Below are 26,272 nucleotides of genomic sequence, written 5' to 3' on the forward strand. Positions count from 1 at the left end.
AGCTTGTGCCGCGGGGAGGGACATTCGTCGTGCGCCGGTTGTCGCATGCTGCCGAAAAGAGCCAGGTGCTCAGAGCCGTGCTGGTGCTGCTGATCGCGGTGCTGCTGGCCGGCACCACGGAAGCAGTCGCCGCTCCGGCGCGACCGGCGGAAGCTCCGGCGAGGGTCGATCCGCACGACGTCCCGTTCCTGTCCTCGCCGCCGCCGAGCACGCCCCAGCTTGCGAAACCGTCGAACGCGGACTTTTCCGGGCTGTCGCGGCTGGACGGCGGCGCTGGCACGCATTTCGACCCGCAGAAGTCGAAGCCGGTGTCGCGGACGATGTTCGCGACCGAGTACGAGAACCCGGACGGCACCCGTTCGGTGCGGCAGTCCAACCAGCCGCAGAACTTCCAGGACGCCAAGGGCACCTGGCAGCCGGTCGACACGACCCTGAAGGCCGACCCGGCGACGAAGCGGTCCGACGCGGACCAGCATCCGCTGAGCCCGTCGCTGGCCGGGAAGGCGAACGACCCGGCGGTGCTGCAGGTCGAGTCGGCCGGGCACACGGCGAGTCTCGCGCTGGATCAGGCCGCTCCCGCGCAGGCCGCGGTGAAGGGCGACTCGGTGACCTATCCCGAGGTCGCCGCGGGCACGGACCTGGAGTACGAGGTCACGCCGGGCGCGGTGAAGGAGACCATCAAGCTCAAGCGCCCGCCCGCGGACGGCCGGTCGAGCTGGCGGTTCAAGCTCAACACCGGCGGCCTGACGCCGAAACTCGACGCCAAGGCCGGCTCGGTCTCGCTGCTGGACAAGGACGGCAAGGCGAAGATCGTGCTGCCGCCGGTGGAAACCTGGGACTCGGCGGGCAACGGCGACACCGCACCCGCGATGACCGGCGGTGCCTACGGCCTTGAGCAGACCGGCAACGAGTGGTGGCTGACTGTCTCGGTCGACGCGAACTGGCTGAAGGATCCCAAGCGCGTCTACCCGGTGTCGATCGACCCGACGTTCACCTACGGCGTGACCGAATCGCACTCCTACCGTTCCGACGGGACGAACTGCGACGCGTGCGGGCTGCGGATCGGCAACAGCCAGGCCAACGGCGACACCTATAACCGCAGCGTGTTCCACATGGACTACGCGCCGCTGTTCGGCAAGACCGTCGTCGGCGCGCGGATGGACCTGACCCGCAACACCAGCGTGGTCGGCTCGCTCAAGACCTGGAACGCGAACCTCTACCACGCGTCGGGATTCAACTTCAACGGCGTCGGCGGCTACATGACCAGCGCGCTCGTCGGCGACGTCGGCAGCTTCGTCGGCGAAGGCCTCACGAGCTTCATCCGCGACCGCGTCAACGCCCGCGACGGCTCGGTGTTCTTCATGATGCTCGGCGCGGAGAATCCGGGCGTTTGGACGTACAAGAACCTCAACGCCACTCTCACCGTCGACACCGGCAGCCCCGCTCCCGCGACGACGTTGGTCGCTCCGGCGGACAACTCGGTGGTCACCACGCTGACGCCGACGCTGTCGGTCAAGCCGGTCACCGACCCGGACGGGGACGCGGTCAAGTACTGCTTCCGCGTCGCGACCGGTTCGGACGCGAAGTCCGGCGTGGTCGTCGAGTCCGGCTGCTTGCCGACTCCGACCTGGACGATCCCGCCCGGAGTGCTGCAGGACGGCGTCGCCTACACCTGGCAGGCGATGACCTTCAGCGGCTCCACCACGATCACCCCGACCTGGGTCGGACACCTGAAAGCCGACCAGCGAATCGGCGACCACGGCCCGTCCCCGACCGACGACGCCGGCCCGGTGACGGTGAACCTGGCCAACGGCAACGCGTCGCTGTCGCAGCAGACCCCGACGTTCACCACCGTCGGCGGCAACGCCGGGCTGAGCTTCACGTTCAACTCCCAGCAGCGGGAAACCAAGGGCCTCAAGGCTTCCTACTTCGTCGACCTCTCGCACAACGGCCTGATCAGCGACGCCCAGCAACCGGTGCTAGTGCGCACGGAACCGCAGGTCAACGTCGACTGGGGCACCGACTCGCCGTTCCCGCCCGCGCTGCCCGCGGACTGGTTCGTCACCCGCTGGGAAGGCTTCTTCCAAGCCCCGGTCGCCGGGACCTACCAGTTCGCCGGGGTGCACGACGACGGCGCGGTCGTGTGGATCAACGGCGCGAAGGTCTACGACGTCGGCGTCCCCAGCGACGTCAACTGGACCCAGTCGACCAACGTCACCCTGACCGCGGGCCAGCGGGTGCCGATCAAGGTCGAGAACGCCGAAGCCACCGGCGCGGCGAAGATGCGCCTGTTCGTCCGCACCACCGACAACACCACCGTCGCGCCGCAGATCGTCCCGGCGGACTGGCTGTTCACCAACGACCTGCCCGCGCTACCGCAGGGCTGGACGCTGTCGGCCGATTTGGACGGCGACGGCACCAGCTATACCGAAGCCAAAGTCACCGACCAGAACATCGTGCTCACCGACGCCACCGGTGCCAAGCACACCTGGACCAAGAAGAGCACCGGCGGCTACACAGCGCCCGAGAGCGAAGACGGCGTCCTCGCGCTGGACACCGGCGGCCGCGTCACCCTGCACGACGGCGGGGACGTGTTCACCTTCCGTGCAGACGGCAAGCTCGACACTCAATCCTCGGCCGTCGACTCGCGCAAACCCGCCGCGCTGCAGAACATCTACACCGGTACCCCGGCACGGCTGACCCAGATCAAGGACCCTGTCTCCGGCCGTGCGCACACGCTGCACTACAACCGCGCCGGCGACGACTGCTACGGCAGCATCAAGGTTCCAGCCGGTGCGGACGCGCTGCCGCCGTCGCAGATGCTGTGCCGGGTCAGCTACTGGGACGGCACCGACACCGCACTCTGGTACGTCCAGGGCCGCCTCGCCCGGATCGAAGACCCGGGTGCGGAGAACAACGACTACCTCTACGACGAAGGCGGCCGCGTCACCGCCGTCCGCAGCCCGCTCGCCGCGGACTGGGTCGCCGCCGACCCCGCGAGCCGCAACCTGATCGACTACTACACGACCATCGGATATGCCGACCAGAACGGCAAAACCCAGGTCACCAACGTCACCGAATCCGCGCCCGGCCCAGGGCAGCCGCGGCCGAAGACCACCTACCGCTACGACCCTGCCAACCGCACCAGCTACACCGACACCGCAGGATTGAGCCCGGCCACTGGGTTCGCGAGCAAGGTTACCTACGACGACGCCGACCGGACCCTGTCCGTCACAGACGCGGCAGGCAAAACCTCGGCGCAGGAGTGGAATCCGAAAGACCTGCCGCTGTCGACCACTGACGCCGCCGGGCGGAAGTCGACCACGGTCTACGACTACGCAGACCGGCCTACCGACTCTTACGGTCCGGCACCGACTTCGTGCTTCGCCGGGCAGCAGCCCAATGGCACCTGCGGGATGCCGCACGGTCACAACGGCTACGACGAAGGCATCAACGGCCTGGCCGCCGCCTACTACGACAACTCGACCCTGTCGGGAGCGCCGAAGGTGCAGCGCACGGGGATCGGCCCGGTCGACGGCAGCATCAAGAGCCCGTGGGAGTACAGCAACGACGTCGTTCCCGGGATGAGCGCGGATTCGTTCTCCCTCCGCATGACGGGCGATATCGTGTTTCCCGCCGCGGGCGATTACAAGCTGCGGGCCAACGTCGACGACGGCATCCGCATGTGGATCGACGACCAGCTGGTCATGGACTACTGGCAGGTCAGCAACCCGGCTTGGCGCGAAGCGACCGTACACAGCGACACCGCGGGCCAGGCGAAGAAGATCCGCATCGACTACTACGACAACGGCGGCTACGCCAAGCTCGACCTCAACTGGATCGCCCCCGGCAAAGCCGAGGAAATCGTTCCAGGCAGCGCGTTGCGCCCGCGCTACGGTCTGAAGACCTCCACGACAGCGTCGGAGTCGGATGGCGTGCCGGACAAGACCGCCACCACCCGGTTCGACGAAAACGGCCTCGACCCCGTCTACGGCCTGGCCACCTCCGGCCAGGGGAACCCGTCGGGGCTGAAGATCAACGGCTCGGTTTCCTACGAAACTCCTGGCACCGGTTACCTGCGCAAGACAGGCAAGACCATGGCGACTGGCGCCAAGACCGCCTACGCCTATTACGGCGACGCCGAAACCCGCGCAAACCCTTGCGTCGCAGACAGTGCACCCGTGAATCAGGGCGGCCTGGCGAAACTGGTCACCTCGGCCGCCCCCGCAGCTGGACCGGCCCGCGTGGACGAACAGGTCTACGACGCCACCGGCCGAGTCGTCGCCGAAGCAACTGGCGGCGAGTGGACGTGCACCGCTTACGACAACCGCGACCGGCCCGTCGAGGAACGGGTTCCCGCGTCGGCGACCTCACCTGCACGCACCGTCAAGCACGACTACGCCGTCGGCGGCGACCCGCTCATCAGCGCGGTTTCCGACGAACAGGGCACGATAACGACCGGGTCTGATTTGCTCGGCCGTGTCGTTGCCTATACCGATGCCAACGGGGTCCGTACCACTACCAGCTACGACCAGGTCGGCAGGGCCACGTCGAGCACCATCACGCCGCCCAGCAACGCCGACGCACCGCGCACGCTGACCTCGACTTACGACGATGCCGGGCGCCTCCAAATTCAGAAGCTGGACGGCACCGTGCTGGCCAGCGTGGCGTACGACAACGCCGGCGAACTTGCCTCAGTCACCTACGCCAACGGTACGGGTCTCAGCGCGTTAGGCAAAGACAACGCCGCCCGACTGCTGTCATTGGACTGGAAAACCAGTGACAACAAGCACGTAGTCTCCCAAGTCAGACGCACCGCGGCGGGCACGATCGTCGACGAGTCCCTCGGCGGCACCGATGCCCGGCCCAACGCGCCCAACTACGTGTACGACGGTGCGGGACGCCTGATCGAGGCCTACGTCACTGGTCACCACTACACCTACGACTACACCGCTACCGCGTCCACGACCTGCCCGGTCGGCACCCAGGCCAACGCCGGCCTCAACACCAACCGGATGCGCCTGCTCGACCAAACCGCCTCGGGCACCGCGGAAACCCGCTACTGCTACGACGCCGCCGACCGGCTCCTCGCCACCGAAGGCTCCACCGCTCTGACCGGATTCACCTACGACGCCGACGGCAACACCACCAGCTGGAAAGCCGCCGACGGCAGCACCACCACGCTCACCTGGGACGGCTCCGACCGCAACACCGGAGCCCGCACCACCGGCCCGACCCCAGCGCTCAACGCCGACATCGCCTACACCCGAGACGCCACTAACCGCATCGTCCGCCGCGACCCCCGCGACTGCGACAACAACACCGTCACCCGCTATGGCTTCACCGGCGACGGCGACACCCCCGACCTCACCCTGAACACCGACAACCGCCTCACCTCGCTGTCGCTCACGCTGCCCGGCGGGGTGCTCTACACCAGCAAACTCGGCAACGACGGAACCTTCACGCCCAGCTACGACCACCCTTCCGTCCGCGGCGACCTCGTCCTCTCCACCGACACCGCCGGACACCAGGTCGGCGAACTGCGCTCCTACGATCCCTACGGTCAGCCTCTGGCTTCGTCAGGCGCGGTGGACACCCAGAACGTGCCGGACAACTTGCCCGGCTCGATGGACTACGGCTGGCTCGGCCAGCATCAGCGACCCTACGAGCATGCCGGAGCACTGTCGCTGGTGCAGATGGGTGCCCGCCCGTACAGCCCCCTGCTCGGCCGGTTCCTGTCGGTCGATCCCGTAGAGGGCGGGTCCGCCAACGACTACGACTACGTCGCAGGCGACCCGATCAACGCCGTCGACCTTGACGGAAATATGTGGGGTTGGCTCAGCGCAGCTATCAACGTGGTGACACGTGTTGCCGAGGCTGCTTCGTGGATCCCCGGGCCTATCGGAGCCATCGCGAGTGGTGTAGCCGCTGCCGGATACGCCGCGCAGGGAAACTGGGCGGCGGCCGCACAGTCCGTTGTCGGTGCGATCACCGGAGGTGCGTCCCGGTACATACGGGCCGCAGTGAAAATCACTCGCTCGATCCGGGGAGCGAGTCATGTCGCACAGGCACGTAAAGTGCGCATCGGCGGAGTTATCACTGGCTACAGAAGGCATGGGCTTGAACGTGTGATGGGCAGCCGCGGCGACGGTGGGGTGAATCATCGGGCAATGATCGACGCTGTCAAACACCCGAGAAAAGCTGTCACCAATGTTAAAAAGAGAACGTCGGCCTACCACGGTAAGCATGCCATCGTGGTAGTGAACGAATGGGGTCAGGTCGTGTCGGCTATCCCGAAGGGGTCGAAGGGAAGAAGGATTCCGAAGAAGCGATGACAGGGCGGATGGAACAATGGAAAAAACTTCGATCTTTGGCGCTAGAATACTTGTGGAGATGGGATATATACGGAGTCGGTGATCATCGGGAACTCGCTCCTACTGAATACGACGATTGGGCTGAGGAATTGGTCAAGGTGCTGATCATTCAACCGAATCGCGATGCAGTTCGTAGATTTCTTGCGATGAAAATTGCTGAAGACGGATTGGGTGAGAAATCCCTTGAGGATTTCGATGTAGACGGCCTTGTTAATGACCTCGACTGCTCTTGAGTCGTTGCGGACGAAATGAGGTGAAGGGTTCTGGACTTGCTTGCCTTCAGTGTTGTGGACTCGAAGCTCCTGAACAAGTTTGGCAGTCGTGCGATGGCCGCAGGGGACGCGGCTACCGTCGAGTACGACTTTTGATCCAGGCTCTTGGCCACATTCGACACGTCAGGCATCTCTCGCGGCAGGGCTGCGGAAAGAAGTCCTGGGCAGGCACGTTTCGGCAACTCCGTGAGGCAGGCCCTGAACCGGGGCTGCATCCCGGCTATCGGTCACAGGCCGGAGGTTCCGCAGTGCTACTTGGCATGTCGGCCCGATAACCCGCAGCGTGCGTGACTTCGTCGGGGTCGTACCGGTTCGGAGTGCCGCCGCTGGCGGTCTCATTTCAGCGGCGGCAGCAGTCCCGGGCGATCGACCGGCATCCGAATCGGGGCGCTGCGCGGCTCTCGACGTCTGACAGGCCAGCCGTGTGCGTGCTGACCGGGCTCGGCGGCGTGGGCAAAACCCAGCTGGCCGCGGAGTTCTCCAAGCGAGCCTGGGCTTCCGGCGAAGTGGACCTGCTGGTGCGGGTTGCCGCCAGTTCCGGTGATGCGATCGTGTCCGCGTACGCGCGGCTGGTTGCCGATGTGACCGGAATGGAAGACTCGGCACCGGAACAGGGCGTGGCGCGGTTGCTGCAGTGGCTGGCCGCCAATGACCGCAGATGGCCGGTAGTCCTTGACGACGTGCAACGCCCGTCCGACTTGCAGGGCCTGTGGCCTCCGGCAGTTGCGGCTGGGCAGTTGCTGGTGACCACTCGGCGGAAGGACGACGCGTTGCGGGGCCGCGGCAGGCATCGGGTGGAGGTCGGAGTTTCCGGTGAAGCCGAGCCCACACCTACTTGGAGGCGGTCCTCGACGACCAGCCGCAGGCTCGACCAGAATGCGACGACCTGTCCCGGGACCCGGGGTTTCTGCTGCTCGCGCTGACGGCGATGTCGTGGCTGCCGTAGGCGGTGACGAATGACCGGAGCCGAAGTCGGTGATGCAGGAAATGTCGGCTTGTGACTATCTCGGTTGCCTGTGCGCAATAACGCAGCGAACACGGCTCGCAGCACGCTGAAGAACCTTCAGCAGATCACCCGGGCCGGGGACAAGTTCTGGAGCGCTGTTGTGCACCGATGTGAAATGGGGTCAGGGCTTGCTCCAGCTACTGGAAGGTAGCTGGAGTCAGGGGACACAAAACTCATGATGAGGTATGGCGAAAAAGCCGCCCTACCTGGACCTTTATATCCGGTGGGCGGCGTTTCGTCACGGTGGAGCTAAGGGGACTCGAACCCCTGACCCCCTCACTGCCAGAGTGGGCCGGGCACGTCCCTGACCTGCGGTTATCGAGAAACTGCTGGACGGACGCCGCAGTTGACCGCGTCTGAGCGCGGTTCAACGTTGTTCGGCGGTGTTGGAGCCACGGTCCTGCTCCAGATCTGCTCCACGAAAATTTGCATGAATGCGCATTGCGCGTTCATGGCCACCCGCGTTGTCTCGCGGTGCGGACGTGTTGTCCAGAGCCTGGGCGACGAGGAAGATTGGTGTTCGGTCGTCGGTCGAAGAGATCGAGGATGTCAGCCCAAGTTCGAGCTCGGAGCACGTCGATGACGAGCTCTGCCGCGTGGTCCAGCCGATGGTATCGCCCGCACGCGGGGCAGACGCGTCGGGCGGCATCGTCATCGTGACCGAGCCGGAACCCTCGCAACGCGGTGAAGACCCGAGGTTCGGCCGTCGTGTTCGTCGTGTTGGGACACCCGCACGCGCGGGGAAGACCCGCGCTGCCGGGGGCTGGCCGGGTTTATGCGGACACCCCCGCTCGCTGGGGGAGAACGGCCTCAGCCTGCCCGGCTGACCGGGTTTGCTGGGACCGCTCCTGCTTGCACGGGGAGAACTGCAGGCTGACGGAGATCACCGAGGTCCTCGACGGATCCCTGCCTGCTGGGGAGAACGCCGACGAGGTCCTGACCTCGGACTCATCCCGGGGATCGCCCCTCGCTGGCGCAGGGAGAATCCGCGGCCGTTCGAATGCGAGATCGCCGCTAGCGGACCATCCCCGCTGGCGCGGGGAGAACGCGTTGCCGGTGTCGCGGTTGGGCCAGCCCTCCGGACCACCCCCGCTGGCACGGGGAGAACCACAGCAACCGGGAGTGGAACGGACGGCGACCCGGACCACCCCCGCTCGCGCGGGGAGAACGATGGCGGACAGGCGGTGGCATGCGGATCCGGGGGACCACCACCCCCGCTCGCGCGGGGACCACTTCTTGACCTGAGATTTTACCTGGAGTCGCTGGTTTTCATTCACTTGTGTCGAGAAGCGTGGACTGCTGGGGTCAAGTAGTTGGTCGCTGGCATTGGCCGTGCTCGTTGGCGAGGTCTGGTCCGTTAGCTGATGTCGTGCGGTGCAGGGCTTTGCGTCGGCGCTCCTGTTGTTCGCGTCTGGTTGAGAGGGGCGGTTGTTGCAGACCGGGTGACAAGGGTTATCGCGTGACGTTGGCGAGACTCGGACGGGTCCGGGCCGAACCGGGGACTTCCGAACCCGTGTCCGCAATCGGGAGTCTGACGAGGCTCTGACCGTGTTTTGCGCACTGTCCCCTGGTTGAGGCAAGGTCGTCGCGATGGAGGCCGTCGCCGATTCGTGGGCGATGGCCTCCACCGCTCTGTCTGGTGTCTCTATTGGACGACGGTGAGGGTCCAGCGTTGGTTGAGGCCGACGAGGTCCATCCATTGGTTGACGAGAGTGCCGTTGGCGGTTCCGCTGTTGTAGGCGTCGATGACCTTGCCTGTCTTGACGTTGCGCAGTGCGAGGGATCCGTTGGGTGCGGTGGTGAATTCCCATTGCTGCTCGATGCCGTTGTGGCAGGAGAACTGGGTGATGGGTGTGCCGTTGGCGATGTCGCCGCGGCTGAGGTTGAGGCATTTGCCGGAGTTGCGGTTCGTGAGCGTGTATTTGTTGTCTCCGAGGCTGCTGAGGTCCCAGAGTTGTTTGGGTGCGGTGGTTGAGCAGTCCCAGAGTTCGGTTGCGCGGGAGTCGGCGCGGGCGTCGCTGCCTACGCCGGAGACTTGGAGGCATCGTCCTGATTGGACGCCTTTGAGCTGGATGGTTTTCGCGGTGACGGTGGTGGTGCTGTAGGCGACGGTGCCGCCGCCTTCGCTGCTCCAGTCGATCCGTCCGTTGCGGAAGGTGTTGCGCCGTCCGTTCGGGAGGGCGAACTCGTCGCTGGTGGGGTAGCCCAGGAACGACTTCTCGGCGCCGAGCCCGGTCCATTTGGCGCGGATGTCGCCGTAGACGGCGTGGGCGCCGGTGGTGGGGTGGAAGTAGATCGCTCCGCCGGAGCTGGTGAAGTTGCTGAAGCGGCCGGCCCCGTCGGTTGTGGCGGTGGTGTCGGTGGCGGGGTAGCCGAGGATCCCGGTTTCGTAGCCGAGGCGGGCGTACGCGTCGTATACCTGGCCGTGGACGGCGACGGCTCCGGTGCCGGGGGTGTAGTAGATGGCGCCGCCGGAGAACCGCTGGACGCGGCGTCCGTCGGCGCCGAGGTTCTGCTCGCCGGACAGCGGGTGCCCGAGCGCGCCGGCTTCGTAGCCGAGCGCGGCGAACTTCTTGTGGATTTCGCCGGTGACCGCTACGGGCGTGGAGTTGGCCAGCCAGTAGATCGCGCCTCGCGTGAAGTGGAAATAGGAGATGTTGTCGGGACTGTGGATCATTTCGTCGGTGGTGGGATAGCCGAAGGTGTCGATGTTGCCGTGGTTGGCCCAGTAGCCGCCGATGCCGCCGAAGAGCAGGTGCGCGCCGGAGTCGGGGCTCCACATGATGTAGAGGTAGGTGTTGTCCGGGCGACGCAGGAACAGTCCCTGTCCGATGTTGTCCGGTGCCGCCCACTGGTTCTCCAGGGAGCCCTGCAAGGCTTTCGGGCCGCCCAACGAGAGGAGTTTGTCCAGTAGCGGTCCGTTGTAGACGAAGCCGACCCAGGTGTTCGCGCCCCGGTAGGACAGGTAGATCCGGCCCTTCTCGTATTCGCGGTAGCCGGTGTTGTCCGGGTCGAGAACGGCGTCGTGCATGGGTTTCCCGATGGCTTTGCGCAGCACGGGGCTTTCATTGTAGAAGCGGTCGATGGGATGCGGGGCCTGCGGGTCTTCGATGCGCCACAGGGGCGGGTAGTTGTTCACGCCGTTGGTGGCGCCGGGAAGCCAGAGGTAGCGGGTGCGGTCCCCCGCGGGGGCGAGCAGGACTAGTGCGCCTTCGTAGTCGCCCCATTCCTGGACGCACCAGGTGGCCTTGGACTTGTACGCGGCGCTGCCGTCGCGGGTGGCGATGCCGGTCAGGGCGGTGACGCCCTCGCCGTTGCCGGTCCACACGAGGTAGTTGTTGGGGCGGGTGTTTGACTCGAAGGAATAGCAGCCCGGGTCGCCGAGCCCGGGCTCGATCTTCCAGGTGAGTTCCGGATGGGGGCCGGGCGACCAGGTGGTCAAGGCGGCGGAGCCGCCGGAGTCGGCGATGTAGTGGTCGGGGTCGGGCAGGATCGGGGTGCGCAGCGTCTGGGCGAGGTGCTGGTGCTGCCCCGTGCTGAGGAAGATCGCCCGGTCCACCGGGGTGCCGGCGAGCGCGGTGTCGGCGGCGGTGACGAGTGCGGGGTGGACTCTGGCCTTGAACGCGCGGGTGCGTATCTCGGTGATCGCGGTGATGTTCTCGTCGTCGCGCTTTTTCATCTCGCGGTCGTGGTCGCTTTGCCAGGCGGCCTTGGTTCCGGTGTCGACGTAGCGTTTCCAGTCCGCGGGGTCAGTGCTGAGCAGCGCCTGATAGGCGGCGGTGTAGACGTCGGTATCCCGGGGGGCGCGTTTGAGGACCTCGCGCAGGAAGTTCTGGTCGGGCAGCGCGGCGATGGGGTCGTCGGTGGTGATGTTGATGCCGAGGGCGTAGTAGGCCGCGGTGACCCGTGCTTGACGCGCCTTGGCTTCGGTCTTCTGCGCCTCGGTCTTCGACTTGTCTTCGTCGGTGAGGCGGTCGAGGTCTTTCTGGTGCTCGGTGGCCAGGGTGGAGGCCAGGAAGGCCCACTGCTGCTCGGCGGTGCCGGCCAGGGCGGCGCGCGCGGCGGCTTTGACGGCGGTGTCGTTGTGGTCGTCGGCCTTGAGGTCCAGGTACACGATGAAGTCGTACACCGGCTTCGCCAGTTCGAGTTCGCCGACGGGGATTCCGAGCATCGCGGCAGCTTTGACTTTGGTCTCGCGCTCGAGGCGCCGCTGTTCGCGGCGGTCGCGGTCGATCTTCTGGTCCTCGTTGTTCGCCGCGGCCATCCCGGTCTTGATGAAGGCGGTGCAGGCCGTGTCCCCGCTGATGACCGAGGCGACTGCCTCTTCGCGCACTCGCTGGTGCAGGGGATCGAGGGGACGGGGCTTGTCGAGGTCGTCGGCGACCCGGTACATCGCGGAGACGAAGTCGCGGTCGGACAGGACCAGCAGTTCGGGCCCGGCGACGATCCCCAGGATCGCCGCCGCGTCGGCCTTTTCCACATCGGAAGCGTGTTCCGCTGCCGGCGCCAGCGGACGCGCGGACGGCACCGGGGCGCGGGGGAGCGGCGGCAGCTGCCCGGTGGGCAGCGCCGAGGCGGGTTTCGGCGGCGGGCTGGCGTCGGTTCCAGCAGGGGGCGCGGGTCTTCCGTGCGGCGTCCCGGCCGAACTCGGCGCTGGCTGCGTGGCCGCGACAGCGGACGGCGCGGGACATCCGATCACGGCGGCGGCGAGGCTGATGGCCACGAGATTCGTGAGCAATGGTCGTGAACGCTGCGGATGCGGCATGGGATGGAGGTTTTGTCTGGTCACGGATGCTCCAGCCTGGCTAAATTCGAACGAAAGAAGCAAATGCGCACACGCGCACGAGATGCATGAGCGCGATGGTTTTCACAAGGAGCTAGGATCACGTAAGCAAGCAAGGCTTTAAATACCTGTCAGCGGTCCGAGTGTTACAAGCATCGGGATTATATGTGATATAAATCGCATCTTGGATCAAGGTGGGTAAAGTCTGACAAATTTCTGATGTCGCGTAGTCGTGTGCACCCGGTGACTGAGCGAGTCGTGCCGTCGTAATTGATGATCGCTGGCCTCGGTGTGGCAACTCCGCTGAACGTCGCTGTGTCCACGGCTGTCGAAGCTGCTTCGCAAGAACTGACGAGTGCGGTTTCAGTGGCACGCGTTGCGGCATTGGGGAATCGCTGTGGTATTCGATGGCGTGCTATGTAGCGCCGGATTACGCGGAAATTCTGGTGCGTGTCGCCGCGTGGAATGTACTTCGTTCGGGTGCGGAAGCCGTTCTGTGGCAATTTGTGCTGACCGGGCTCTGTGGGGCGCGGGAACGCTCAAGCGAGCGCCGCGCGTAATAGGACCTTAGTCCAGTGGACCTTCAGCACCTACAACGCGACGTATTCAGCCGAGATGACGTGGCAGCGCACGCGTGCTGTTGGGCAGCGTCGCGGACCACGCGTGGTTCGCGATAGTCGGGTTCGCCGAGACGAAAGGTCGCGACACTGCGGTCGCGAAGCTGACGAGCGGGACCTGCCGGGGATCGCGAGCGGCGACCCGAACGCACTCGAACGACATGAAGCGCGGCGTCATCTCCCGCGCCACGAAGCGACGAGGGCCGGCCGCCGAGCAGAGTGTCGGCGACCGGCTCGTCAAGGTGTTGCGCGGTCAGACGGGGATGATGGTCCATTGCTGGTTGGGGTGGACGAGGTCCATCCATTGCTGGATGAGCGTGGCGTTGCCGGTTTGGTTCCCGGCGGCTTCGATGACTTTGCCGGAGGCGACGTTGCGGAGTGCGATGGCGCTGCCGGGGGCGGTGGTGATTTCCCATTGCTGGGGTGCGCCGTTGTGGCAGGTGTACTGGGCGATGTTCGCGCCGTTGTCCGCGCCTGCGGCGTAGAGGTCGAGGCACTTGCCGGAGTTGCGGTTTTTCAGGGCGTATTTGTTGCCGCCGAGGTCGACGACGTCCCAGATCTGTTTGGGTGCGGTGGGGGAGCAGTCCCAGAGTTCGGCTCCGGCGAAGTCGGCTTTGGCGTCGTTGCCGACTCCGGCGATCTGGATGCAGCGTCCGGACTGGACGCCCTTGAATTCGACGGCTTTGGCGGTGACGGGGACGAGGGAGTAGGCGATCGTGAGGCCGCTTTCGCTGCTGTAGTCGATCCGCCCGTCGGCGAAGGTGCTGCGGCGGCCCTTGGGCAGGGGCAGTTCGTCGCTGGTCGGGAAGCCGAGGAAGGACTTCTCCGCGCCGAGGGAGAGCCACTTGTCCCGAATCGCGCCGTAGACGGCGTGTGCTCCGGTGGCGGGGGACCAGTAGATCGAGGCTCCGTTGCTGAGGGTGAGGAATTCGCCCTTGCCGTCGGCGGTCTTGGCGGTGTCGGCGACGGGGTAGCCGAGGATTCCGGTTTCCTTGCCGAATTCGGCGTATTTGGCTCCGATGGCACCGTAGACGGCCATGGCACCGCCTGCGGGGGTGTAGTAGATGGATCCGCCGTCGAAGCGCTGGACGAGTCCGCCGTTGGAGCCGAACGGGGTGGCTTCGGTGACCGGGTTGCCCAGTGGTCCGCTTTCGTAGTTCAGCGCGGCGTATTTCTTGTGGATCTCCCCGGACACGATGCGCGTGCCGGTCGTGGCTTTCCAGTAGACGGATCCGCCGGTGAACCGGTTGTAGCGAGCTCCGCCGGTAGGCGATGGCGTTTCATCCGTGGTGGGGTAGCCCAAGGTGCCGTGGTTGTCATTCCACGTCTTGCCGATTTGGCCGTGGACTTCATGCGCACCGCTGGGCGGGCTCCAGACGACGTACATGAGGAGGTCGTCTCCTTGCCGCAATACCGGAATGAGCTGGCCCAAGGTGGAACCGGGCAAGTCGGGGTTGTAATTGGCATAGATGGTCTGCTGGAGCAACGACGATCCGAAGAGCTTGACGAGCTTGTCGAGCGCGGGCCCCTTGCTGATGGCGGAGGCCACCAGATGTCCCTTTTCGTGGGTCAGGTAGATACGGCCTGTCTCGTAGTCCCGGTAGCCGGTGACGTCGTCGTTGATGACGGGGTCGCCGACTGGTTTGCCGATGCCGACGTGCAGTTCAGGGATCTGGTTGTAGAGCCGGTCGAACGGATTGGGCACCTGAGGCTGCTCCGGGTACCAGGCTACAGCGTCGTCGGTGCCCCAGCCGGGTGTGGCGCCGGGGAGGTAGAGCCAGCCGCCGGGAGCGCTGACCGGGCTGATGACGACTCGCCGGCTGCTGACCGGGGGGTTTCTGACGCACCAGGTGGATTCTTGGCGGAACTTGTCGGTGTCGTCGGTCGGGTCGACCTGGACGTTCGCGTTGTTGCCGTCTAGCGGCTGGCGCCAGTGGAGGTAGGAGTTCGGCCGGACGGCGGATTCGAACGAGAAGCAGCTCGGGTCGCTGAGACCGCCGACCACTTTCCACTTCATCTCAGGATGCTCGCCCGGCGTCCACGAGTTCAGCGCGGCGGTGCCGCCCGAGTCTGTGATGTAGGAGTCGTAGTCAGGCGACTCGTAGGTCCGGAAAGACTGGTAGTCGTGTTGATGCTGGCCGGTGGCGACGAACCGGACCCGATCGACCGGGTTTCCCTGCAGTGCGGCGTCGGCTGCGGCGACGAGGTCCTGGTGGACCAGGCTCTTGTACGCGCGAGTGCGGATCACGGTGATGGCGGTGATGTTCGCGTCGTCCGTCTTCTTCATTTCTTTGTCGGTGTCGCGTTGCCAGGCGGCTTGCGCACCGGTGTCGACGTAGGCTTTCCAGTCGGCCGGGTTGGTGCTGAGGAAGGCTTCGTAGGCGGCGACGTAGACCTGGGTGTCCTTGGGCGCGCGTTTGAGGACTTCGCGCAGGAAGTTCTGATCGGGCAGCTTCGCCAGGTCATCGTCGACGGTGATGCTCAACTGCAGTGCATAGTAGGCTGCGGTGACCCGTGCTTGGCGGGCTTTGGCTTCGGCCTTCTGCGCTTCGTCGCGGGTGGTGTCCTCGTCGGTCAGGCGCTTGGTGTCTTTGTCGTGCTCGGCGATGATGCCGTCGGTGAGGAATCGCCATTGGTCCTGGGCGTTGCCTTTCAGCGCGGCTCGGGCGGCGGCTTTGACGGCCGTGTCCTTGTGGTCGTCGGCTTTGAGGTCGAGCAGGACGATGAAGTCGTAGACGGTCTTGTCCAGGTCGGTGTCGGTGACGGCGACGCTGATCACCTTGGCGGCTCTGGCTTTCGCTTCGCGTTCCTTGTTTTGCTGTTGGAGGCGTTCTGCGACGAGTTTCTGGTCGGCGGCGTTGGCGGCGGCCATGCCGGTCTTGATGTAGGCGGTGGCCGCGTCGCCGCCGGAGGTGAGCGCGTCGATGGCGCGTTCGCGCACGGTCTGGTGCAAGGGTTCGAGCGGGCGCGGCTTGTCCAGGTCGTCTGCGGCCCGGTACATCGCCGCGACGAAGTCTCGGTCGGACAGGATCAGCAGTTCGGGTCCGGCGACGATGCCCAGCAACGCGGCCGCGGTGCCTTTCTCCGACTCTGAGGATTGTCCGGCCGGTGCCGGGCCTTTGGCCGGTGCCGGGGTCAGGTCGCCACCGACGGCGAGCCGAGTGTCCCGGTTGCCGTTCCCGGGCTTGGACCCGGGCGGGTTCGCCGCAGCCGCCGGGATTTCAGCGGAGGTGCCGGGACGGTGCGTGTCGGCGGCCGCGATGCTCGGAGCCGCCGCGGCGACGACGCCAACCGCGATAGCGATGGCAGCCGCGCGGGCAAGGCGCCGGTGCCGCGGTCTTGGGCGCGGAGCGGATAACGGGTCGGATCGTGTCACGAGACTCCCCCTGCCGAAATGAAATCGCACACCAGGAATACGCGCATGAACGCGCGACAAGAAATGATTCGATGCGCGTGAATTAACGAGCATCGAGGCGTGTAATCACACCTTTACTGAGAGTGTGATCGGTCTAGACCATGCTGGTGTTACGGCATGTGATGATCGTCACATACACCCGTTCGAGGTGCGTTTTTCCTGCCATTGTTTCCACGTTCGGGTGATCCCGAGTGGAGGGGAAGCAGGGGGGGACTCGGTGTTTTCACGCGCTCTTGCTGCCGGTGTCGCGGTCGCGGCATTGCTGACAACCGCTGGTGTCGCGGATTCCGCGGCGGATCCGCTCGCGGGCAGAGGAATTCCGGTTTTACGGCTTTCCGCAATCGAGGATTCGGCTTGGTATCCGATGGTCCGGCAGATTGCTCTGTACAATTCGGAGATATTAGTCCGAGTGGCGGCATGGAATGCGATTCGGTCGCCCGACGGGGAGGCCGCGCTGAAGGCGTTCGTGCTGACCGGTTTCGCGGAGGCCCGGCAGCGGTCTCAGCAGAACGCGGCCCGCAACCGGGATTTCGCGCAGCGGGTGCTGGTCTCCTACAGTGCGGCGTACTCGCCGCGGGTGCACGAGGCCGCTGACCGGGCGCTGCGCGGCACGGACGCGGACCGGGAAGCGTTCGCACGCACGGGATTCGCCGCGGCCAGGGCCCGGGACACGCAGGACCGCGAGGCAGACGAGGCGCATCGGCAGGTCATCGCGCAGGCCGAGCGGGATTTCGTAGCGTCGTTGGCGCAGCACGATCCGGGCGAGCAGGTGCGGCTCGCGGCGCAGCACGCGCTGCGCGAGGGCAGCACGGACGCCGATATCCGGGAGTTCTACGCGACCGACTGGGCGGCTGCGGCGGAACTGGATATCGAGTTCTTCCGGCAGCGCAGCCAGGAAGCAGGAGCGCGCTACTACGCGCTCATCCCGGGGCTGCTGGCCGACGCCCAGGAAGCCGAGAAGGAAGCGCTCGCCGCCAGCGGTGCGGCCGCTGAGCAGGCGCGCGCGGTCGCCGCCCGGTCGTGGGCGACGACCAAGGAGAAGGCCGACGCCGCGCGCTCGGTCTGGGACGCCGAGCAGCGGCAGTGCGCCGAGCAGGCCCGCTACTGGCAGTCCATTGTGGACCGATACTCGGGAGAGACCGACCCGATCTGGGTAGCGGTCGCCGCATCGGCGAAGAAGAACCACTCTGCCTGGACCGGCGAGGACTCGTTCGCGACCGGCCAGACCCTGCACTGGACCGACGTCTCGGGCCAGGCCCAGGCGGGCTACGACCGGATGTCGAAACCCGCCTGAACCCGTTCTCCGCTGATCTTCCGCGGCTCCGCCGGGCGGTGCCGTGCGCTCTGTTCTGTTGACGAGGGGTGCGTTGCTGTGCGCAGACTGTCCAGAAGACCGAGAAGACACGCCGCGGTGGTATCCGGATGGCATCGGGGTCTCGTCGTCGCGATGACGGCCGCCCTGCTGGCGGTGACCGCGGGGGAGGGCGCGAACGCCGTCGCCGCGTCGGCGGCAACGGCAATTCACGGGCAGTGGCAGCCGCCGGAGAAGAAGCCGCCTGCTGTCGCGGCGCATGCGGCTGCGGCGGGGGAGCTGGATCCCGAGGACGCCGCGTTGATAAAGCAGATGCAGCGGGACTTGGTCACCGACATCGCCGATCATGACGAAGACCAGGAGGTCCGGGACGCCGCGCGGGAGACGCTGCGCCGCACGGATGCCGGCGACGCGGGCGCGATCGACGAGTTCTTCGCGCACGGCAACATGGACGCCAGGGCCAAGGCACGGAAACGAAAAGCCGACGCGGACGCGGCCAACCGCGCGCTGATCGAGCCGCTGGCCGGGCAGGGAGGGCCGGTGTTCAACGCGGCCGTGGAACGGGCGTTGAAAGGCGACGCCCGCGATCGGGAGAACTTCCTCGCCTACGAACGCGACATCGCGGCCGAGCAGGACCGCAAGAACGACGCCTTCAACAAGGCGTACAGGGACCGGCGACGCGCTTTTGTGCAGATCGTCGCCGACCGCGGTGGACCGGAAGTGTCGGCTGCGGCGAAAGCCGCGCTTGCGCAAGGGGACGCCGCGATCGAGCAGTTCTTCGCCACGGGGTATCTCGAGGCTGCCAAACGCGACGCCGCTGCCCGCGAGAAGCACTTGGCGGATTTGGAGCGTCAGCGCAAGGAGGCCGAGGCCGCGTCCGATCTCGCGCAGCGCACGGCGCGGGCGATGACCGCGCGCCGGTACCTGCTGTCCGCTCACGCTGATGGAGTCCGCGCCCTGGAACGGGCCGCGAACGACATGACCGCCGCCGCCAACACCTCCCGCGACATCGCGAAAACCCTCGCCGCCGATCAGGCAGGCCACAGCTACCACGCGGAGCTGTACCAGCGGGCCAAGGAGGAAGTCGCCCGTCACGTCGCCAACGCGGCCACCGACGCCCAGAACGCTCAGAACGCGGCCGGCGCGGCGGTGGCGCAGGCGAACATCCTGGTGCAGAACGGGATGCCGCACGGCTCGGAATGGGCGAAGGTCGTGCAGGCGATGGGCGCGTCCGCGACCGCAGCGAAACAAGCCGCCGACACCGCCTCACACGCCGTCGACGCGATCGCCGCGGACGCCGCGGCCACGGACGCTTCGGAGAAAGCCAAGGCGCACGAGGAAAACGCCCGTCAGTGGCGTGCCAACGCCGAGGTGAACGCGGTCGCAGCGAAGCAGTTGGCCCAGGCCGCCGCCGACCAGGCCGCCGCGGCGGCCACCGCCGCTGCCCGGGCCAAGCAGTCCCACGCCGACGCCCTCGCCGCCCTGCATCAGGCGCAGCAGCACGCGCAGAACGTCAAGGACTCCCGCGCTGCCGCCGAACGCGAACGCGACACCGCCGCGGCCAAACGCGCCGAAGCCGAATCCAACCGGCAGCAGGCCGCGGCCAAACGTGCCGAGGCCGAGGCCAAGCAGCGCGAAGCAGCCCAGCAACGCGACGTCGCGGTGCGCGAAGCGAACGTCGCCGCCCAGAAACGCCGCGAGGCCGAAGGACAGGCTGACATTGCCGCGCAGAAACGCGGTGCCGCCCAGCAGCAGGAACAGATCGCTGCAGACCGGAGCAAAGACGCCCGCCGCCAGGAAGTGGTTGCTCGCGACGCCGACACCGACGCCCGCACCCAGGAAGCCAACGCGAACCAGGCCCGCGACTACGCCGCCGAAGTAGCGAAGTCCGCGGAGACCCTCAACCGCAAGGCCGAGATCCTCGAGGCCCTTGCGCAAAAGGCGCAGGGCATGGTCGAGGTGGCTCAGGCCGACAAAGACCGTGCCTGGAACGCCGCGCACCAGGCCCGCGCCGATGCCGACCAGGCCGCAGCGGCCGCGAGGCAAGCACGGTCGGACGCCGACGCCGCCGGCACCGCCGCGGCCAACGCCCGCAGCGCGGCGATCCAGGCGAACTCCGCGGCCAGCAACTCCCGCGCCGCCGCCGACCGCGCACAGGCAGCAGCCTCCCAGGCCCGAGCCGCTGCCGACGACGCCGAAGCCGCAGCGGAGCGGGCCCGTGTCGCCGCCACCGAAGCCCAGGCTGCCGCTGCTCGCGCGGACCAGGACGCCACCCGTGCGGAGTCTGAGGCCGCTCTGGTTCACCAGGCCGCGATGCGCGCCAACGCTGCCGCTGCCGATGCCACCGCGGCCGAAGCGCGCGCGGCTCAGAACGCCCGCAACGCCGCCGATCTGGCCCAGCAGACCGCGGTCAAGTCCGCGCAGGCGCTAGAGGCCGCGCAGCGCACCCAAGACGAGGCCAACGCCTCGGCCGTGGAAGCCTCGACCGCGGCGCTGCAAGCCGGCATCGCCACCCGCGCGGCGAGCGCGGCGGTGCAGTCCGCCTCCGGCATCGCCAACCCGGCCGACTCCGCGATCGGGATGGCCGCGCCGTTCGCCGGCACCGATGTCGACGCCGACTTCGCGCAGAACGTCGCCAACCGGGCCCGCGACACCGGCACCAGCCAGGTCGACGCCGCCCAGGCCGCCGCCAACGATGCCGCCGAACGCGCCCGCATCGCCGCCGAAGCCGCGAAAAACGCCGCTGGGGAAGTCGCTCCCGCCTACCAAGCAGCAGCCAACGCCGCCAACTCGGCCTCCGCTGCCGCCCGATCCGCCGCCGACGCCCAGGCTTCCGCAGCCGAGGCCGCCAAGGAAGCCGCCGGCGCCCGCCAAGCTGCCGCCGACGCGAACGTCGTCGACACCCAAGCCCAGGCCGACGCCCAAGCCGCGCGCGCTGCCGCGAACCAGGCAGCCGCCGACGCCGCCCTGGCCGGGCTGTCCGCTGACCAGGCCGAAGCCGACGCACGCGCCGCCCGCACCGCCGCGGACAACGCCACCCGGGCCGCCAACGAAGCCTCCGCCGCGGCCACCCGCGCCGCTGCGGACGCCGCCGCGGCGCAACAGGCGGCAGCGCAAGCAGCCAGGGACGCCGAGGCCGCGCGCGCGGCAGCGGACCGGGCGGAGCAGCACGCCAAGGACGCCAACGACGCGGCCACCAACGCCGAAAACTACGCCCGAGACGCCGAAACCCGCGCGAAGAACGCGGCCAACGACGCGAAGGATATCCAAGCCGAACTCGCCAAACTCCAAGAGGAGCTGCGCAAGGCCGACGAGGAGGAGCAGCGCAAGGCCGCGGAAGAGGCGATCAACGACGACAGCGAGGTCCCCGCGCTCACCGCGGACGAGGAAACCGTCCTCCGCAAGGAGAAGGGCCAGCAGGGAGTCGACGACTACAACAACAACCGCGCCAAGGCCAATGCCGGGCTCATGGGGTTCATCACCGAACAAGGCGGCCAGGTCCTGCTCGACCTCATCGGCTACACCGACGCGAAGAAATGCTTCACCGAAGGCGACTTCATCGCCTGCATCATGACCGTCGTCAACGCCCTGCCCCTGTTCAAATTCATCTCCGTCCTCTCCAAAATCCCCGACGCCGTCTCCGCCACCGTCCGCATCGTCAAGGGAATCCGGTCGTTCAAAGACGCCGTCGTCGCCGCCCGGCGCATCACCACCAACCTCCGCAACTACGTCCGGGGCCTCATCAAATGCCGCGCACCCGCACTAGCCGGCGGCGGGGGAGAGCCCTGCACCGTCGTCGACAAAGAAGAAGAACTCAAGAAGCCCGTGCCCGATGTCAAACCCGACCCGGGACCATGGCTCGACCCGATCAAGGACAGGTTCAAGTTCGACGAATGCGCTAATGGAACAATGGAGAAAAACGTTCCGCGCAACGGAGACCTGGAGCCTTTCACGTACCTCGGGGAACCGAAACTGCGTGCGACCAGCGGAGAAGTGTGTGCCACCGAAAGCATCCGAAATCCGGGGAACAGAGAAAAGCCCGCTGGTTACGACAGTGCGATTTTCCAGGCCGGGCACCTTGTCCCTGCTCGATTCCATGGTTCCCATAAGCTGATCAATATCGTCAACCAGTACAAGCGAGTGAACAATCCTGAGGTGAAGAATTTCGAAACAGCTGCCGCTAACGCACTGTCCCCGACCACGAATACGGAGATTATTTACCGGGTCCGAGTTCAATATCCTGACAAAACAGCGCGCGCGCCGCAGTGGATATTTATCGACGCAATGGGCAACAACGGCTACTACTGCCGTGTCACGATCGAGAACAAAGAGGGTGGCGGCAACGTCGGCAGGCCCGTAGGCTGCTACTGACAGGGTGTTGACGGGCTGCGTTTCTTGGCAGGGCAGGGAGGAGTAGATGGTCGCGACCGGGAGTTCTCGGCTGCTCGACATGATTGTTGAAGCCGTTCAATGGCATGGCCGGGTGCAACCGGCGCGAACCTGGCAAACTGTTGAAGACGACATTGGCACAAAGCTTCCTGATGACTACAAGGAGTTGTTCTCCCGATTCCCGTCGGGATCCTTTCGTGATGTAATAACGGTTATCAATCCGATAGATTCTCGGACGAACTATGATAATTTCATAGAAAAAGAAACCTTCGAAATCATCAAAATGCTGGATGAGTACAGGAATGTCTATCTCAGTGACGTGGACTATCGACTCTTTCCGGAGAAAGGAGGGCTGCTGCCGTGGGGAGGCGACGGCGAGGGCGGGATGTTTTTCTGGTTAACTGACTCCGAGGACCCGAACCAGTGGCGCGTCGCCCGCTATGGCCAAAGCATGGACGAGTGGCGTGAACACGACGGCCCCATGACGCAGGTCATCTGGGAAGTCCTCACCTCGGCCGACGATGAAAACATCTTCGGCTGGTCGCTCGAAGACCTGCCGAAGATTTTCCGAGTACCGTCGACGTATCTGGGCGACGGCCGATGGCTGCCTCACGCTGAGTATCGGTGACGTCGACAGACTATTTGGAATCCTGGCTGACGAGGAAACGCGATCCAACCGTGCATGCAGTGATGCCACCTTGCCGGTGAGCAGCACTTTCCTGCGCAGCCTTCGGCTAACACCTAATGCGAGAAGAAACCGCATCTAGCCATCTTGCGAAAGGTCGGCCGGGCCTGTGCCGCATCCCGATCGTCCCGTCGCCGCTGCGCGAACTGCCCGATCGGGCCAGTGTCCTCGATCGGGTTTGTTCTCGCGTTTCATCCCGACCTCATCAGCCCCGTCGGTCTATGTAGCGGGCGAGCGCACGCAGCACGCTGAGCGCGACGACGGTCAGCGCGCCGGGGACGCCGACGGCGACCGCGAGGTTCTGGTGCTGGCCGACCAGCGCGAGCACCAGGGCAGCGTCGATTCCGAAGATGACTAGGAATCCCAGCGGCCAGAACCACCACGGTGCCCAGGGCAAAGCAGGCATGCCGACGGACGGCCGCTCCTTCGGAACGCTCGGCGGCGTCCTGCTGGACGTGGGGGCGGCTTCCGCATCGTTGCGCGGGACCGGGGCTCCTGCTCCGGCCTGCATGTCTGGCAAGGCGCGTACGGGAACGTCAGGCATGGTGGCTCACTTCTTCTGTCGCTACCTGGTCTGGGTTGGTTTGATCTTGTGCGTCCCGTGCCCTGTGGGGTGGACCCTCACGCGCCGAACATCTTGCCGGGCTGGCCCATTATCGGGCGCGGATTTGTTCGTGTTCGCGTCGGCAGGCGGGTTAGGTGCCAACGAAGCGGCCGCTTTCGTCCATTGTTTGCGCGACAATCACGACAATCCCAGGCAATGCACAGGTCGGAGTCAAGGCATCCGAGACCGCCTGGTGTCCGTGCGACCAAATGTGATCCTGAGCGGTCAATACTGGCTGCTCGAAATGCGGCATTTCCTCACCGGTCTCGAGCGCGCAGCCGAACCTGACGGGGCTTGTCAGCCGGAAGCCTGGTCGTATGGAGACGGAGGGCCTGATGGAACGTACATCTTCGTATGCCACCTCGTGAGAGCTTCACCGCCCCCTCGGTAAGAGCTCGGGCCGAGACGACCTCGTCAGGCTCTGGCTGCGCCTATCCATCCAGAACTGCCCAGCGCGGTCGTAGGTCAGATTCGACACTGCCGGCTCTTGCGCTCGCGACAAGCGGGCTGCACATAGTCCGCGCGCACTCCCGTCCGCTCCGGTCAATCGCACAATCGCGCCGTCAGCCGCAGATAGCAGCGCTGCCTGAACTGGCGGCATCACCCCTCGCATTTCGCTCCGATATGCGACTCGCCGGTTTCCTTGGCAGCACGTCCGCCTTTCCAGAGCGGTGCCGTGGCGGCTGGCCTTCGCATTGCAGGACGACGGGTGGATCCTGCGGTCGGCGATCGTTTGGCACAAGCCCCACGCCACGCCCACCCCGGTCTCCGATCGGCTCGCGACCCGCCACGAGATGCTCTTCCTGTTCCTCACGCAACCGGACTACTACTTCGACCTCGAAGCGATCCGGCAGCCCTACACCGGTGACCGTGCCCTGTCTCGCCGCGCCCATTACAGCGGCGGCACCAAGCCGAATGCGGCCCGCGGAACCTGGACCCGCGCACCCGCCGACGGGCAGCGGGGGCGCAATCCCGGCAACGTGTGGACCATCCCACCCGACCGCACCCGCGGCGGCCATCCGGCACCGTCGCCGGTGGAGATCCCGCGCCGGTGCATCGCGGCCGGATGCCCGCCGGGCGGTCACGTCCTGGACCCGTTCAGCGGCAGCGGCACCACCGGCATCGCGGCGCGTGAGTTGGGGCGGCGCTTCACCGGCATAGACACCAACCCCGCCTACCACGACCTCGCACGGCGGCGGCTGGACGTCGGCAGGCATGGAGGTGACCGATGACGGCCAGAACTGGGGCGGCGGTGCGGTTGTGCGTCGGCGATGCGCGTGAGGTGGTGGCAGGGATGGCAGCCGGGTCGGTGGATCGCGTCGTGACGTCGCCGCCGTATTGGGGTTTGCGGGACTACCGCGTCGCCGGGCAATACGGTGTCGAGCCCACGGTAGACGGATATGTCGAGCGACTGGCCGAGGTTTTCGGGGAGCTGTCGCGGGTGCTGGCTCCGGGCGGGACGGTGTGGCTGAATCTGGGTGATTGCTTCGGCGGTTCGTGGGGGAATTACGTGGCGCCGGGTTCGGTCGCGCGCACTGCTCTGGTGCGGGCGGCGACGGGGTACGGGGTGCATCGGCCGCCGCAGTCGTTGTTTCGCCGCAAGGATTTGGTGGGCGTGCCGTGGCGGGTAGCGCTGTCGTTGCAGGACCACGGTTGGCTGGTGCGGAATGCGGTGGTGTGGGAGAAGCCGAACGCGCGTCCGGAGAGTGTGCGGGACCGGCTGGCGCAGCGGTACGAGACGGTGTTCCTGCTGACCCGGTCGCCGGAGCATTGGTTCGCGTCGGATTCGGTGCTCGACCAGGCTGGGTCGGATGTGTGGCGGGTGCCGGCGGGTCGTTCGGGCACAGGTCATCCGGCGGTGGGGACGTTGGAGATCGCTCGGCGTTGCGTGCGTCTGGGGTGTCCGCGCGGGGGAGTGGTGCTGGATCCGTTCTGCGGCAGCGGAACGACGGGGATCGCGGCGTTGGAGCACGGGTGCTCGTTCGTCGGCGTGGATCTGGATCCTGCGTGCGGTGATCTGGCGCGGCGGCGGCTCGCGGAGGCGGCGGCGTCATGACCGTCGAGGAATCGGTGCCGATGACGGTGGCGGAGGTGGCGGCGTTGCCGGCGGTGGTGGATTTGATGACGGCCGCGCGGGCGTTGCGGATCGGGCGCGCGACCGCGTACGCGCTCGCGCGCACCGGGGCATTCCCGTGCCCCGTCCTGCGAGCGGGAACCGGATGGAGGGTCCCGACCGTGGGGTTGTTGCGGGTGCTCGGCCTGGAACCGCCGACGACGTAACAGGTTCGGGCGGTGGCGGTCGGTTCGCCGGATCGGGTGATCCGACTGCAGCTCGGGCTTCCCCGAGCTGCAGTCGCAGCGCGAGCATGTTCTCCCCAGCGATCAGATCCGCTGGTTCCACAGGAGACCTTGCGACGAGGGGATGATGTGCGGTGACCGAGGGGTCGGTGTACCGGACGTGCAATTGCCGGGACGAGAACAGGAAACCGTTGGGCAGTGCGTGTCCGAAGCTGAAGAACTACAAGCACGGCCAATGGGGTTTCCGCGTCGAGCTCCCGCCGGACGCGGCCGGGCAGCGGCGTCCGCGGCGGCGGCGCGGGTTCGACTCGGCCACTGCAGCGGAGAGCCAGCTGGAGCAGGTGCGCGGGTTGCTGGCGATCGCGGACGAGGACGACGTCGAGTTGCGGCGCGACATCGGCGACGTGATCGCCCTCGCTTTCGCGAAACGGGAACGGTTCCCGGACATGGAGGAGATGCGTCGGCTGGTGCGGGCGGGCGCGGATGTGACCGACGATCCGTTGATGGCGGAGGAGTT

12 protein-coding genes are annotated in these 26,272 nt (G+C 66.5%); 9 read left to right on the forward strand and 3 right to left on the reverse strand.

Annotated elements, in window-relative coordinates; translation table 11 throughout:
• The first annotated feature begins 65 nt into the window (after nucleotides 1–65).
• The 3 genes from F9C12_RS34870 (at nucleotide 66) to F9C12_RS34880 (ending at nucleotide 7,569) form a co-directional block, all read left to right on the forward strand.
• Entirely contained in the window at nucleotides 66–6,335 is a 6,270-nt protein-coding gene (locus tag F9C12_RS34870; protein WP_409463266.1) for a PA14 domain-containing protein, read from the forward strand.
• On the forward strand, nucleotides 6,332–6,607 hold the full coding sequence (locus F9C12_RS34875; protein ID WP_409463267.1) for a hypothetical protein: 276 nt from the start codon (nucleotides 6,332–6,334) through the stop codon (nucleotides 6,605–6,607). Before F9C12_RS34870 ends, F9C12_RS34875 begins: the two co-directional genes overlap by 4 nt.
• 461 nt (nucleotides 6,608–7,068) lie before the next feature.
• Entirely contained in the window at nucleotides 7,069–7,569 is a 501-nt protein-coding gene (locus F9C12_RS34880; protein ID WP_409463268.1) for an NB-ARC domain-containing protein, read from the forward strand.
• Between the two features lie 1,728 nt (nucleotides 7,570–9,297).
• Here F9C12_RS34880 and F9C12_RS34885 read toward each other — a convergent pair.
• A complete protein-coding gene (locus F9C12_RS34885; RefSeq protein WP_409463269.1) occupies nucleotides 9,298–12,480 on the reverse strand; it encodes an RICIN domain-containing protein in 3,183 nt (1,060 codons plus the stop codon).
• A gap of 825 nt (nucleotides 12,481–13,305) precedes the next feature.
• Nucleotides 13,306–16,428, reverse strand: a complete 3,123-nt coding sequence (locus tag F9C12_RS34890; protein WP_409463270.1) for an RICIN domain-containing protein — start codon at nucleotides 16,426–16,428, stop codon at nucleotides 13,306–13,308.
• A gap of 448 nt (nucleotides 16,429–16,876) precedes the next feature.
• Here F9C12_RS34890 and F9C12_RS34895 point away from each other — a divergent pair, with 448 nt between their 5' ends.
• The 3 genes from F9C12_RS34895 (at nucleotide 16,877) to F9C12_RS34905 (ending at nucleotide 22,796) form a co-directional block, all read left to right on the forward strand.
• Entirely contained in the window at nucleotides 16,877–17,761 is an 885-nt protein-coding gene (locus tag F9C12_RS34895) for a hypothetical protein (protein ID WP_409463271.1), read from the forward strand.
• A gap of 153 nt (nucleotides 17,762–17,914) precedes the next feature.
• Nucleotides 17,915–22,150 carry a DNA/RNA non-specific endonuclease gene (locus F9C12_RS34900; RefSeq protein WP_409463272.1) on the forward strand — a complete coding sequence of 1,412 codons (4,236 nt, stop codon included), beginning with the start codon at nucleotides 17,915–17,917 and terminating at the stop codon, nucleotides 22,148–22,150.
• A gap of 46 nt (nucleotides 22,151–22,196) precedes the next feature.
• Entirely contained in the window at nucleotides 22,197–22,796 is a 600-nt protein-coding gene (locus F9C12_RS34905; RefSeq protein WP_409186006.1) for an SMI1/KNR4 family protein, read from the forward strand.
• 262 nt (nucleotides 22,797–23,058) lie between these two features.
• Here the strand turns inward: F9C12_RS34905 and F9C12_RS34910 are convergent, their stop codons facing one another.
• Nucleotides 23,059–23,397: a hypothetical protein gene (locus F9C12_RS34910; RefSeq protein WP_409463273.1), complete on the reverse strand. Its 339-nt coding sequence runs from the start codon at nucleotides 23,395–23,397 to the stop codon at nucleotides 23,059–23,061.
• 731 nt (nucleotides 23,398–24,128) lie between these two features.
• On the opposite strand from F9C12_RS34910, the gene F9C12_RS34915 reads away from it, so the two are divergent.
• Genes F9C12_RS34915 through F9C12_RS34925 form a run of 3 tightly spaced genes read left to right on the forward strand, consistent with a single transcriptional unit; the run spans nucleotide 24,129 to nucleotide 25,737 of the window.
• Nucleotides 24,129–24,689, forward strand: a complete 561-nt coding sequence (locus tag F9C12_RS34915; RefSeq protein WP_409463274.1) for a DNA-methyltransferase — start codon at nucleotides 24,129–24,131, stop codon at nucleotides 24,687–24,689.
• Nucleotides 24,686–25,513 carry a DNA-methyltransferase gene (locus F9C12_RS34920; RefSeq protein WP_409463275.1) on the forward strand — a complete coding sequence of 276 codons (828 nt, stop codon included), beginning with the start codon at nucleotides 24,686–24,688 and terminating at the stop codon, nucleotides 25,511–25,513. The genes F9C12_RS34915 and F9C12_RS34920 overlap by 4 nt, the downstream gene beginning before the upstream one ends.
• Complete coding sequence (locus F9C12_RS34925) at nucleotides 25,510–25,737, forward strand: DNA-binding protein (RefSeq protein ID WP_409463276.1); 228 nt, start codon at nucleotides 25,510–25,512, stop codon at nucleotides 25,735–25,737. Before F9C12_RS34920 ends, F9C12_RS34925 begins: the two co-directional genes overlap by 4 nt.
• The last annotated feature ends 535 nt before the right edge of the window (nucleotides 25,738–26,272 follow it).

Source organism: Amycolatopsis sp. GA6-003 (genome assembly GCF_046267895.1).
Taxonomy (GTDB): Bacteria; Actinomycetota; Actinomycetes; order Mycobacteriales; family Pseudonocardiaceae; genus Amycolatopsis.

What these genes read in the sequence shown, in the direction of transcription:
- F9C12_RS34900 (WP_409463272.1), top strand. Translation starts at nt 17,915, where the DNA reads ATGACGGCCGCCCTGCTGGCGGTGACCGCGGGGGAGGGCGCGAACGCC.
- F9C12_RS34920 (WP_409463275.1), top strand. Translation starts at nt 24,686, where the DNA reads ATGACGGCCAGAACTGGGGCGGCGGTGCGGTTGTGCGTCGGCGATGCG.
- F9C12_RS34925 (WP_409463276.1), top strand. Translation starts at nt 25,510, where the DNA reads ATGACCGTCGAGGAATCGGTGCCGATGACGGTGGCGGAGGTGGCGGCG.
- F9C12_RS34910 (WP_409463273.1), bottom strand. Translation starts at nt 23,397, where the DNA reads ATGCCTGACGTTCCCGTACGCGCCTTGCCAGACATGCAGGCCGGAGCA.
- F9C12_RS34905 (WP_409186006.1), top strand. Translation starts at nt 22,197, where the DNA reads ATGGTCGCGACCGGGAGTTCTCGGCTGCTCGACATGATTGTTGAAGCC.
- F9C12_RS34875 (WP_409463267.1), top strand. Translation starts at nt 6,332, where the DNA reads ATGACAGGGCGGATGGAACAATGGAAAAAACTTCGATCTTTGGCGCTA.